A 12514-nucleotide genomic window follows, 5' to 3' on the forward strand; every position below is an offset into this window, starting at 1 on the left:
ATTTTGGAAAAATTCTATAACTACTTTTTCATACTAAAATGACTTTTACATATAATAAACTTTTTACCGTTGCTATAGCTAGTAGTATTAATATAATAAAATGATAGGTCCATTTCAAAATACTAAAACGGTTACGTTCTAATTTAAAAATGAGGTGATTTATATTCAAGATAAGAATGAAAAAATAAAAAAAGAACTATTATCACTGGCTCTTGAAATTATTCTTCCATACAGACTTACAGGTCCTACTGGTCCCACAGGTAATACCGGTCCCACAGGCATTACTGGACCCATTATTACAACAAACTCTATGTTCGCTAATAATACGTTAGGTGGTCCCATCTCAGTCATATTAGGTGGAACTAATATTCCACTTTCTAATAACCAAAGTCTCGGTAATTTTACAGTGAACGCTACAAATGATATATTTACAATTCCTGTTACTGGGAGATATTATTTAACCTACCAAGTTAATACGACAACTGCACTACTTGCTGGTACAAGGCTACTATTAAACTCTTCGACTCCACTTCCCGGATCTATTTTTTCACCCGCAATATCAACTTCAAATTATAATAATAATTTAATAACCAATTTAATTGCTGGTAATACAATTTCCCTTCAACTATTCGGCGTATTATCCATAGTTAATTTAGTTGGAGGTGGTTCAACAGGTGCCTCTTTAACAATTATACGAATCGATTAATAAATGATTCATTCTTTTTTATAATAAACATTCTTAGCTGCTAAAGTAGTAACTATTACGTCATTCCTAAATCTAATAATATTTCAATAATTTCACGACAGTGATTAAGCAATAAAAACAATTTGTACTATATTGATAGTAGAAATTATCTATACTAAATTTTCCGTATATATATTATCAATTTACACTTCTCCCTGCCAATGTTACATTGAGTAAGAAGACAGTTTATCAATTGCGAACCATCTCAATATGTATTTGATAAACCTACTCCAATCCTATACGCGAGAGCAATACTATGTTGACACTCAAACGAGTGTCTTTTTTTTATGAATTCATAAAATAAAACCATCTCTTATAGATGGTTTATCAACACACATTTCTTTATATCCTTAAAGTAATCGCAAGTTTATGAAGTTGGATAATAAATGGTCATACTTAACCGAGTTAGCGTTCGTCCGGAATTATAATACGAGTGCGATTTATCCGCCTTAAAGCGAATTGCATCCCCGCTATTTAATTTATATTGACAATCATTTATTTCAATTGTCAATTCCCCTTCAAACACCGTAATAAATTCTTCGGTCCCTTCTTTATGGCCTTCCGAACTTAATTTTCCTTCTGTTTCAATTTCAACCGTATAGATTTCAAAGTTCCTATCATCTTGAAAAGGAAAGGAAGGATACACTTTATATCTCCCATTGTCTTCTGATAATACTTGTACATCATTTCGTAAAACAACTTTCGTATCTGGTTGCGGATTATTGATTAAAGAAGTAAAAGACACTTTCAAACCATTAGCGATTTTCCATATCGTTGTTAATGTTGGGCTTGACTCTCCTCGTTCAATTTGTCCAATCATCGTTTTACTCACACCTGTTAATTGAGAGACCTTTTCTAAACTCATTTTCTCTTTTTCACGTATTGTTTTTAAATTTTTTGCTAAAATAAGTTGAATTTCTTCCATAAGAAACACCCCTACACTATATACAATATAACGACCGTTATGTATAATAAAAAGCACACGTTATATTGTTCTTTTCGGTCATTATAACACACACTATATATTTAGGGGGTTTTGAAATGCCTATATTTTCTTTTTTGTTATTTGTTTTTATAAGTAGCTTCACACCCGGACCTAACAATTTTTTAGCTATGACATACGCCAATCAACATGGTTTAAAAAGGAGTATGCAATTTTGTTTTGGAGTAGCTTTCGGGTTTTTCATCCTCACTTCCTTATGTAGCTTCTTTAATATTGTACTAATTAATATCCTACCCATAATCGAATTCCCTTTAAAAATTTTAGGTGTAGCATACATGCTATATTTAGCTTTTAAAATACTCACTAGTAAAACTAGTACAGATCCCGATGAAAAACATAATAAAAACTTATTTACAGTGGGGATTTTTCTTCAATTTGTCAATCCTAAAGGGATACTATTCGGGCTGACTGTAGTGTCAACTTTTATTCTCCCTTACTATAATTCATATTCAAGTTTTCTACTTTCCTCATTATTTCTAGGTGTAGTCGGGTTAATGAGCACATTTAGTTGGAGCTTATTTGGTTCCATGTTCCAAAAACTTTTATTAAAACATACTAAATCATTTAACATCATTATGGCCGTTTTATTAGTTTTCAGTGCTATTTCAATTGTAATCACTTAAATTCAAATTCTAAATTTCTTTTCTTTTTAAAAATATTGCTAAGATGCCCAATGAATTTCCCACTTACATGCATTACTTATCAATTTTCAAGGCGGGCGTCTCCTATATCTAACCTTATTCATACGAGATAAAAATTTTAAAAGAGGATTACTCATTATAAGTAATCCTCTTTTTCGGACTATTGATTTTTAAATATTCTGTTCCACTAAACTAAAATCTTTACTTAACTTCATACCACCAGCCTTTACGATCAAGATAATCTGTCATTCCTTTAAGTTGCGTATCTGAAGTTGGTTCAGAGATAAAATATGTTAAACCATCAGATTGTAAGATGAAGTTAGCTGTCATTTTTAGTGACGTTAATGCTCCCATTACATCGGGTGTTTCATATGGTGAAAAAGCTCCTGATTGAATGATATTTTTTTGGGCTGGCGGAGTTGTCCCACCAGATTGCCCCGTTAATGCATATACAATTGAATTAGCAATCTTATCTGGATCCCATTTTGCCATATCTGCTTCATTATCAATAAATCCAAGTTCAATTAAGATTGCAGGTGCTTTCGTATTCGATAACACATAAAGGTCTTTTCGTTCCTTTGCACCACGATTTGACCAGCCAATATCTTTTGAAAGTTGCGCTGCTATTTTTGCTGATAAAGCTTGTTGGTCATAGTACAAAACTTCAACACCGTTAGCTTTCGTATCATATGAGTTTAAGTGAAATGAAACTACTAAATCTACATCATGTGAGTTTGTTTTTGATACAATATTATTTAAATTTTGAGCTTGCGTTGTCCCTACTTCATCAGTATCATCATACACTGTATGCCCCAATGCTCTTAATTTAGCAACAACTGCATCCTTCACTTGGCGATCCATAATATGTTCTTTCCGATTTCCATAATTCGCACCCTGTACAATACTATTGTGACCTGCATGTAAACTATATCTAGCCATTGTTCAACATCCCCTTTTTTATTACTATATTCAAAGCTCGTCTTATTGTCCGGTCAAATATCCTGTACATCTCCAGCAAACAAAATTTGGGCACTAATCTATTTTTAAATTTTTAATTCAAGATTATTTATTTTCTAAAACAAAGATCTCATAAATACCCCAACTAATATTTTTAAGTTGCGGCATTCACGTATTTAAACTATTCATTTTAAAATCTTTTTATATTAATACACAAAAATAAGCTATAATATAAGTTTCTGTTCTTTAGAAGGGGTTTAATGGCTGATAAATATAAATTTTTGATACTCATTGTTACAGTATTTTTTTCTTTCTTTTCCTAAATAAAAGATTTCCGTAACACTTCAAAAAATTTCTTTTTGGGGAGCTTTGCAATCCTAACAAGCTTTATATTATTATTAACTCACGCTTTAGAATTAACTCCAATACTTCTCTATTCAGCACAGATGGCACTTGAGATTATTACAATTCCGCGTAAATTAATACTTCCATTTGTCACTGAAGCTGCTAGTTTTTGCTAACGAGAGGTGATCAATATAAATTGGAAACAAAAATACAATCCAAAGTATCTCTTTTACCGCATGTATAGTTATATTTATAAAGCCCTTGATGATATATCATGGTCCTTAAAATAATTTAGATTGTTATGAGTACACATTTTTTGTGTGCTCTTTTCATATCCCTATAAAATAACGCTTTCATTTCAAAGTTATATTGTTATTAAATTATCTATTCTACCCCTCTTCTCTTGTTCATATGCCGAGTTGTTTATTCATAAATTAAAAATAATTGACATAACTGAATGGAGGCTAACTATGTATTTTGCAAATATTATTAAATACGGACGCGTTCCGCACTTTAACTCTAACTTCCCTTTGATTTTATTTTGGAGTCAGAAAAGTGGCTGTACTTCACTTGCACATTGGTTTTTTTATCAAATAAATTTATTTAAACAAGCCATAAAATACGATTCCTTCATCCATAATTATGAAAATGAAATATACAAAAACTCCTCCGACTACTTTATTGAACTAGCTGCGGCTTTATATACAAACGGAAAAGATTCCTATAAATTAGTAAGAAACCCCTATACAAGAGCTGTAAGTTCATTCTTTTCACTAATTGCCCCCCCTCACATAGAAAACCCAGCATGGAATCCTATTCGGAATTTTTATTATGGTAATGAATTTTGTAATAAGCCTATTTCATTTAAAATCTTTCTCTACTATTTAAAAGCGCAAATGAAAGATTTACAACAAGTAGATCCACATTTAATGCAGCAATATGAACCAGCTGAGGAGGAGTTTGTTACGAAGTATATCTACCTTGAAAATTTCTCTACTGAAATTGCGCACTTAGAACAAACATATCAATTAAAAACTTCTCCTTTACACATACTAACCAAATCATGGCATCATCAGAAGGAAAGAGCGATTTTTAGAGGTGATTTTGCAGATGCTGATATTACCGATCCTTTATTCCCACGCCTCCCAACATACGATAGTTTTTATGATTATGAAACTATCCAATTAGTACAAGATATTTTTAATAAAGATTTTAGCACGTACAATTACCCATTAACTCCTTTAAAAAATAAGTGATTTTCTAATTGTAGTTTCATATATTATAGAGAAACTTAAATTCACCTATTTAAGTTTCCTCATACAACACTTTTTTGGAACAATTTTTACATCCAAAAATTACAAGTGAACGATTGGGGTCATAAAGGTGTTTTCATAACCTTACGCATGTTTTACCTTGGATGCAAGAATACGCAGGTAAAACATTTAGTGAACAACTATTTGGATAATAATGTTTACAAATATAAAAATACGGTTTCTCTTTCCTAGAGAAACCGCATCATATTAAAGTTTTTATTAAATTTTAAACTGACTCGTATACAAATCAAAGTAAAACCCTCTATCTTCCATAAGAGATTCATGATTCCCTCTTTCCAAAACACTTCCATCTTTTATAACAAGGATTTGATCTGCTTTTTCAATCGTTTTCAGTCGATGAGCGATTACGAAACTTGTTCGACCTCTCATTAAATTGTTTAGTCCTTCTTGTATTTGTAATTCTGTTCTCGTATCAATATTAGATGTCGCTTCATCAAGAATTAATATATCTGCATCTGCTAAAATCGCCCGCGCAATCGCAAGAAGTTGTTTTTGTCCTTGACTTAAATTCGATCCTTCTGAAGCAATTTTTGTTTCATATTGATTCGGTAAATGTTTAATAAAAGAATGTGCAGATGCTGCCTTAGCTGCATTGATTACTTCTTCATCACTAGCATCTAGTCGACCATAACGGATATTATCCATAATTGTCCCAGCAAATAAATACGTATCTTGTAAAACTACCCCTATTTTACTCCGCAACGAATTCATATCATACTCTTTTATATCTTTTCCATCGATATGAATTTGCCCTTGTTGTATATCGTAAAAGCGAGTTAGCAAATTAATGATTGTTGTTTTGCCCGATCCAGTTGGACCAACTAAAGCAATTGTCTCCCCTGGCTGTGCCTTAAGACTCACTTCTTTTAAAATCGTTTTATTTTCCTCATAACCAAATGAAACATTCTCGAGTGCAACATGCCCTTGTAAATTTTGTACAATGCATGCATCTTTTTTATTTTGAATTTCCGGTACTTCATCCATAATTTCAAATACACGCTCTCCACCAGCAACTGCCGCTTGAATTGTATTCATTAAAGTTGCGAATTGACTGAGTGGTCTTGAGAATTGACGAGAATAATTAATAAAAGCCGCAATGACACCTACTGTTGTCATTCCATTTAAAACCATAACTGAACCAGTCCCAATTACAAGCCCCATACCTAAGTTATTTATAAAGTTCATACTTGGAAAAATAAAAGCTGAAAATGTATCCGCCTTCGTAGCTGAAACTCTTAGTTGTTCATTAATTTTATTGAAATTTTGTACGGTTTCTTTTTCTTTCCCATATAACGTTGTAACATCCGCTCCTGTTATAGCTTCCTCAATAAAACCATTTAATTCTCCTAAATCTCGTTGACGCTTTGCAAAGTTTTTACCACTATAAGTAACTAGTTTTTTTGTAACGAAAAACATAATAGGTACTGTAATTAAAGTAACAATTGCTAAAATCCAATCTAATGCGAACATTGCAATCGTTACACCTATAAAGGTTAATGCTGATGAAATAATTTGTACAACACTTTGCGTCAACGCTTGATTCAAATTATCTATATCATTTGTAACACGGCTCATTAAATCCCCTTGAGAACGTACATCAAAGAACCGTAAAGAAAGCGTTTGGATTTTCTCAAAAATATCTTGTCGTATTTTTTGTATTGTTTTTAATGCAACATTAATCATAACAAATGTTTGTAACCATGTTAAAAACACTGTAACACCGTAAATGGCGATAAGTAACATACACATTCTTGCAGTTCCACTTAAATCTTTCGGTACAATATATTGATCTATAATTACTCCCATTAAATAAGGACCTAATAATCCAAGTAACGTCGTAACAAATACTAAAAATATAACGAACGTAAGAGCAGCCTTTTGATACCCCATATAGTTCCATACTCGCAGTACTGTTCCTTTAGTATTTCTAGCTTTACCCATCTTAGGGGCTTTACGTCCACCTTTATTAGCAAATTGCCCTTGAAAATTACGCATGTTCTTTCCCACCTTCTTTATGTAAATTGCCACCTTGGGAAAGATAGATTTCTTGATATACCTCACATTGTTCTAACAATTCTTCATGTGTACCATCACCAACTAATTCACCGTTATCTAAAACGAGAATTTTATCAGCATCTATTATAGATGAGATTTTAGAGGCGATTAATAATGTTGTTGTTCCTTTATATTCTGTTCTTAATGCCGATTGAATGTTAGATTCTGATTTCGCATCAACTGCTGATGTAGAATCATCTAATATAAGAATGGATGGCTTTCTCACAAGTGCCCTTGCAATTGATACACGTTGTTTTTGTCCACCTGATAAATTCGTCGCACCTTGTGTTAAATGATATTGATATGAATCTTCCAACTTGTTAATAAACTCAGTCGCACAAGCTGATGAAGCCGCTACTTCCAGTTCGTCATTCGTTGCATCTTCTTTACCATAACGTAAGTTCTCTTCTATGCTACCTGAAAACAATAATGCCTTTTGAGGTACAAACCCGATTGAAGCACGAAGTTTTTGTAAATCGTATGCTCTAACATTTATTCCATCAATGCATACTTCCCCATGATCAACATCGTATAAACGCGGTAACAGTTTTGCTAAAGTAGATTTACCACTTCCTGTAGAACCGATAATTCCTACTTTTTCACCTTTACATATGTTAAATGAAATATCTTTTAAAACATATTCATTATTTTTCGTGTAACTATAACTAACATTTTTAAAGTCAATTTGTCCCTCAATTTGATTAGGTGCAACTGCATTTGTTTCCGTCGTAATATCAACCTCAGTATTTAAAACTTGCTGTACACGATCCGCAGATGGAAATGCTCGCGCGATTTGCATAAATACCATACTTATAGACATAAGTGACATTAAAATAATATTCAAATAGTTTATAAACGCTAAAATAGCTCCTACTTGAAGCGTTCCATCAAATACTTTTTCTCCACCAATCCATAATGTTGCGACAATCCCACCGCTTACAACTAACATAATGATTGGCATCATTAAAGAAATAAGCTGCACCGCTCGAATATTTATCTTCGTTAAATTTGTATTAACATTTCCAAACTGAGTAATTTCATATTTTTGTCTTACATACGCTTTAATAACACGTACTCCAGATAAATTTTCTTGTAGCTTTGTATTCACTTTATCTAATGCTTCTTGCACTTTTTTGAACGTTCCGCTCGCTTTACTTGCAATGAATATAATCGCAAGTAATAAAATTGGAACAACTACAAGTAATATAGGAAATAACTCGCGTGCTGTTACAAAAACAATTATTATACTTCCGATAAATAACAAAGGACCACGAACAAGTACACGTAATGTCATCGTCATCGCCGATTGAATAGAAGTAATATCATTTGTCACAATCGTTAATAATTTCCCAGTTCCAAATGAATCACGATTTTCACTAGAAAATGTTTCTATTTTCGCAAATACATCTTTTCGTATGTCTGTAGCGAAATTAACAGCTGCTTTTGTAGAATACATCATACACCCAAGTCCTCCAACTAAACCGAGTGCTGCAGCTCCTATCATAAGAAGCCCCATTTTTATTACATAATTCAAATCACGATTTGCTATCCCAACATCAATAATATGTTGCATAATAGTCGGTTGAATTAAGTCCATCGCAACCTCAAGTACCATAAATAGTGGTCCAATAATAGCGAAGAACATGTATGGTTTTAAATAATGTAATAATTTGCGAAATGATTTCATACTTCATCTCCTTTTTCCTATGAAATTACCATTTAATAATTCATACCCTCCTTACTTAAGCTATATAATTTTGAGTTTTCCAGTACTTCTATTATATTATGCAAATTAATATTTAACATTATTAAATGATAAGCATTTATGACTTTCCGGTCAATAAATGTGCTTTATATTACGCAAATAGAAAAACCGTATTCTCAAATAGAAAGAATACGGTTTTTCTATTTATTTATTAGCTTGCAAAATTCAATCTCAAATTCATTTTTTCAAGTGGACTTCATATGTATAGACCTATTTTAATAGTATGTATACTTGTATCCCCCTCAAAAATATCTATATAAACATTTAAAATTCCGTTAACACTGGGAATTTAAATCCTTTAAAATCTAGCTCTTTATTACTTCGAACCATTAAACACTTACTTGACTGTAATTCTGTAAATTGTACATCCTCAATCCCTAATTGATCTGGTGAGAAGTAAAATTCGATTTCTGTAAATCTTTCAGCGATTTCCTCGCATATTTCATCTAAAACTGGAAGTACTGGTGCAAACACTCCATATAATTTCAACATTTCATTATCTACTTCATACACAATAAGAGCATCTAGCTTCTCTGAATAATACAATTTCTCATTCCATTCCGAGTCATACATATTCAAATAAAACGAAGGGTGGAAGTTTAATGTTGCAAAATTATTTGAAAGTCTTTGGCTACTATCAATAGTTTCATGTATTAACTTTCTATCCTCTTCCATATAATAATCTAACTTTCTAAGTAAAGAATCATTATTATTCTTTTTATCATATGAAATAGTCATCAAATACTCCTGCACAACTTTAAACCCAAATGATGCATATAGTTCAGGTATTTCCGTAAACAATAAAGTACATTCACATTTCTTATCGATTTCTTCTATCATTTTACTCATTAATTGTGTCATGAGTCCTTGTCTACGAAAATTAGAGTGTGTCATTACCGATTGAATTCCCGCTGCATTTATTCTTTCACCATTTACTAGCAATGGTAGCGAAAATGCCGCAACATTTGCAATTGCTTTATCTTCTTGTAAAAATGATAAAGCTTTGTATGTATCATCCCAATAACCTCTCTCTGAAAAATCATTCAATGTTTGAATTGTAATCCCAAACACTTCTTCAAATAAAGGAAATAACTGCTCTCTTTTCGGTTCTTCTAAAAGAAGTTTTTCAAAATTTTCAACATTCCCCATGTTGTCCCTCCATACGTTAATTCCATCAAATTAGATGTAGTTGTAGAACCTACTCTTAAAGTAATAGGTCTTACCAATCAATATACTATCATAAAATATAAAAAAAAAGTCTAATTTATTTTATGTTTTGACTATTTGAAAATAAGTCGAATAAAATAATATTAGGATTTTTGAATATTAATAAGTTTGTTATATAAAAATAGTGCTTTCTAAGTCGTTTTTACTAATAGAAATGCACCATTTATAAAAAATATTTTTTTATTATTTTTTTCCTTCTAGTCTCTCCTGCGTGTTAATTTCTTCTCCCCTCATTCGCCTTTCAAATGTATTTCTCCAACTCGTAGAAAGCGCCTGTACTTCTAAAATCCTTTTTAGCCCTACTACATTTTGTTTTTCTTTATGCATGATACGATTAGCAAATGCTACCGTAACACCTTTTGGATCAGACTTCAGTAATTTTAACGTATCAGTAGGTGATACCCATCCTTCTTTTAATACGCGAAAATAAAATCCTGTATATCCTGTTTCTTGAAAATATAGTGGTAACTTTGGAATATTGTATTTCTTAGCTAATTTAAAACAAGGTTGTCTTGGTTGCGTCACTTGTACAATCGCTTCTCCAATTTGAAATGTATCACCAATACAAACATCCTCTTCACACAGACCACTAATTGTTATATTTTCTCCGAATGCTCCATATACAAGGTCTTCATTCAACTCTTTTTCCCAGTATCTATAATGTTCTCCAGAATACACACAAACTGCTTTATCTACTCCGCCATGATGAACTAAGTCCGCTTGCCCATCTCCATTAAATTTTAAAAAGGATAAAAACACTGGTTCCCTTACTTGATTCTTATTTATACCTGTATGAATTACCTTTCCGCCGTATGTAACCTCTTTTGGTAACCCTATGTTTAAAGATAGTACCTCATATACTTTATTCATCTTAATCGCTCCTCTTACTTACCCCACAATTTTTCAATAGATTAATTTATACTTTCAAACTCTCTGTCTATTTTTCATTTAAAATGACAAAAGATCAGCAAATGTAATAACCACTCAAATATCCTTGCTCCGATACTTATCTATCCTTACTTCAAAAACTTTTCAATCCCTCTCTAATAAAGTGATTATAAGCTCAACAAAATCATTGTTCAATCCAATTATTTATATAATAATGATAGGTATAACCTATCATTAAACTTGAGGTGATTCCAATCGAATTACGACAACTTGAATATTTTTTAGCTGTTTCAAAAGAATTGCATTTTACAAAAGCAGCTGAGAAATTAAATATTTCACAACCTTCTCTAAGTCAGCAAATACGTGCATTAGAACATGAAGTAGGAATGCCGCTTTTCGATCGCATTGGTAAAAGAATATCTTTAACTAATGCAGGAAGGATTTTATTATTACATAGTAAAACCATTTTTCATGAAGTCGAACAAGCTCGTTCTGCTATTCAAGATTTAAACGGGTTACAACAAGGTTCCTTAACAATAGGATCATTGTTAACCGTCGTAAATTATTTACTACCACCCGCTATTTTAAATTTTAATCAATTATATCCTAATATAGAACTCTCTGTATTAGGGCTTCGTACAGGAGATATTCGCGAAAAATTATTACAAAACGAACTTGATATTGGCATTACATTTCTCCCGGTGCAAGATAAGGAGATTATTTCTATCCCTCTATACAAAAGTGAACTTACATTAGTCGTACCAACCGGTCATCGATTAGCTGAACGTAATCATGTATCTATTGCTGAATTACAGAACTACCCTTTAATTCTATTACCTAAAAATTTCTTTTTAACCGAACTAATTACATCTCATTGTCAAAAATTCAATTTTAAACCAAAACCAATTTTAGAAATTAGTACGATGGAATCTTTAATCCAAATGGTTTCTAAAGGAATGGGAATTACAGTGTTACCAAAACCGTATATAGACTTTTTACAAAATAAAAACATTCAAGCTATTAAAATAGAAAATCCTACTCCAACAATAGAAATTGGACTTATATATAGAAAAGATAAATATATGTGTGCTGCAACTCGAGAGTTTATTGAGCAACTAAATAGAACAGTACGTTCTTTACAAAGCTAAACGAACAAAAGAGATTATCCTATAAAATCGCTTCACAACGACCTAGTAGAATAATCTCTTTTCAAAATAAAACATCATATTAAGATTCATATAGATTTCAATGTACCTTTTTAGATATTGGAATATATTTCGTGAAATATGCTCCAATTAGCAATAATACGATTGAAAACAACCAAGTAAACATACCGCCAAAGCTAAACCAATATGCAAAGAAATTTAAAATCGCAATTGCAAAGAAACAAATTGAAGGTAACGCACTCTTCAATCCTTTTACCCCTGCTTTTTTCTTTTTTCATAAGTAATATACATTGAAACGACAACAAATAAGATAAGAACAATCGGTAACATTACTTTTAGCAATGGCAATCCCTCTCGTATATACACTATTACCATTTTATCTCATTTA

Annotated in this window: 10 protein-coding genes and 2 pseudogenes; 5 read left to right on the plus strand and 7 right to left on the minus strand. The window is 31.7% G+C overall.

Annotated elements, in window-relative coordinates; genetic code table 11:
• Positions 1–154 precede the first annotated feature (154 nt).
• Positions 155–706 carry a BclA C-terminal domain-containing protein gene (locus ILT06_RS17535; RefSeq protein WP_064474132.1) on the plus strand — a complete coding sequence of 184 codons (552 nt, stop codon included), beginning with the start codon at positions 155–157 and terminating at the stop codon, positions 704–706.
• Positions 707–1112: 406 nt separating this feature from the next.
• Here the strand turns inward: ILT06_RS17535 and ILT06_RS17540 are convergent, their stop codons facing one another.
• Positions 1113–1727 carry a helix-turn-helix domain-containing protein gene (locus tag ILT06_RS17540; protein WP_098103702.1) on the minus strand — a complete coding sequence of 205 codons (615 nt, stop codon included), beginning with the start codon at positions 1725–1727 and terminating at the stop codon, positions 1113–1115.
• Positions 1728–1786: 59 nt separating this feature from the next.
• Here ILT06_RS17540 and ILT06_RS17545 point away from each other — a divergent pair, with 59 nt between their 5' ends.
• On the plus strand, positions 1787–2371 hold the full coding sequence (locus ILT06_RS17545; RefSeq protein ID WP_064474130.1) for a LysE family transporter: 585 nt from the start codon (positions 1787–1789) through the stop codon (positions 2369–2371).
• A gap of 219 nt (positions 2372–2590) precedes the next feature.
• Here ILT06_RS17545 and ILT06_RS17550 read toward each other — a convergent pair whose 3' ends face one another.
• Positions 2591–3328, minus strand: coding sequence for an N-acetylmuramoyl-L-alanine amidase (locus ILT06_RS17550; RefSeq protein WP_064474129.1), 738 nt, complete (start codon positions 3326–3328; stop codon positions 2591–2593).
• Positions 3329–3606: 278 nt separating this feature from the next.
• Between ILT06_RS17550 and ILT06_RS17555 the strand changes: the two are divergent.
• Both ILT06_RS17555 and ILT06_RS17560 read left to right on the plus strand, forming a co-directional pair.
• A pseudogene (locus tag ILT06_RS17555) lies at positions 3607–3867 on the plus strand (hypothetical protein).
• A gap of 294 nt (positions 3868–4161) precedes the next feature.
• Complete coding sequence (locus tag ILT06_RS17560; RefSeq protein WP_064474128.1) at positions 4162–4947, plus strand: sulfotransferase family 2 domain-containing protein; 786 nt, start codon at positions 4162–4164, stop codon at positions 4945–4947.
• 276 nt (positions 4948–5223) lie between these two features.
• On the opposite strand, the gene ILT06_RS17565 is transcribed toward ILT06_RS17560, so the two are convergent.
• From ILT06_RS17565 to ILT06_RS17580, 4 genes are all read right to left on the minus strand, one after another.
• On the minus strand, positions 5224–7020 hold the full coding sequence (locus ILT06_RS17565; protein WP_222655332.1) for an ABC transporter ATP-binding protein: 1797 nt from the start codon (positions 7018–7020) through the stop codon (positions 5224–5226).
• Positions 7013–8767 carry an ABC transporter ATP-binding protein gene (locus tag ILT06_RS17570; RefSeq protein ID WP_088046636.1) on the minus strand — a complete coding sequence of 585 codons (1755 nt, stop codon included), beginning with the start codon at positions 8765–8767 and terminating at the stop codon, positions 7013–7015. Before ILT06_RS17570 ends, ILT06_RS17565 begins: the two co-directional genes overlap by 8 nt.
• 342 nt (positions 8768–9109) lie before the next feature.
• Positions 9110–9994, minus strand: a complete 885-nt coding sequence (locus tag ILT06_RS17575; RefSeq protein WP_064474125.1) for a GNAT family N-acetyltransferase — start codon at positions 9992–9994, stop codon at positions 9110–9112.
• Positions 9995–10255: 261 nt separating this feature from the next.
• Positions 10256–10942 carry an MOSC domain-containing protein gene (locus ILT06_RS17580; protein WP_088046635.1) on the minus strand — a complete coding sequence of 229 codons (687 nt, stop codon included), beginning with the start codon at positions 10940–10942 and terminating at the stop codon, positions 10256–10258.
• Positions 10943–11205: 263 nt separating this feature from the next.
• Here ILT06_RS17580 and ILT06_RS17585 point away from each other — a divergent pair, with 263 nt between their 5' ends.
• The gene (locus tag ILT06_RS17585; protein WP_088046634.1) at positions 11206–12108 is read left to right on the plus strand and encodes a LysR family transcriptional regulator; all 903 of its coding nucleotides are present in this window, start codon (positions 11206–11208) and stop codon (positions 12106–12108) included.
• Positions 12109–12205: 97 nt separating this feature from the next.
• On the opposite strand, the pseudogene ILT06_RS17590 reads toward ILT06_RS17585, so the two are convergent.
• Positions 12206–12468: pseudogene (locus ILT06_RS17590) on the minus strand (hypothetical protein).
• Positions 12469–12514: the final 46 nt, after the last annotated feature.

Source organism: Bacillus sp. 17RED48 (genome assembly GCF_019837545.1).
Classification (GTDB): Bacteria; Bacillota; Bacilli; order Bacillales; family Bacillaceae_G; genus Bacillus_A; species Bacillus_A wiedmannii.

Excerpts from the sequence above, each read along its gene's own strand:
- ILT06_RS17560 (WP_064474128.1), top strand. The coding sequence starts at position 4,162 with ATGTATTTTGCAAATATTATTAAATACGGACGCGTTCCGCACTTTAAC.
- ILT06_RS17575 (WP_064474125.1), bottom strand. The coding sequence starts at position 9,994 with ATGGGGAATGTTGAAAATTTTGAAAAACTTCTTTTAGAAGAACCGAAA.
- ILT06_RS17580 (WP_088046635.1), bottom strand. The coding sequence starts at position 10,942 with ATGAATAAAGTATATGAGGTACTATCTTTAAACATAGGGTTACCAAAA.
- ILT06_RS17570 (WP_088046636.1), bottom strand. The coding sequence starts at position 8,767 with ATGAAATCATTTCGCAAATTATTACATTATTTAAAACCATACATGTTC.
- ILT06_RS17545 (WP_064474130.1), top strand. The coding sequence starts at position 1,787 with ATGCCTATATTTTCTTTTTTGTTATTTGTTTTTATAAGTAGCTTCACA.
- ILT06_RS17565 (WP_222655332.1), bottom strand. The coding sequence starts at position 7,020 with ATGCGTAATTTTCAAGGGCAATTTGCTAATAAAGGTGGACGTAAAGCC.
- ILT06_RS17550 (WP_064474129.1), bottom strand. The coding sequence starts at position 3,328 with ATGGCTAGATATAGTTTACATGCAGGTCACAATAGTATTGTACAGGGT.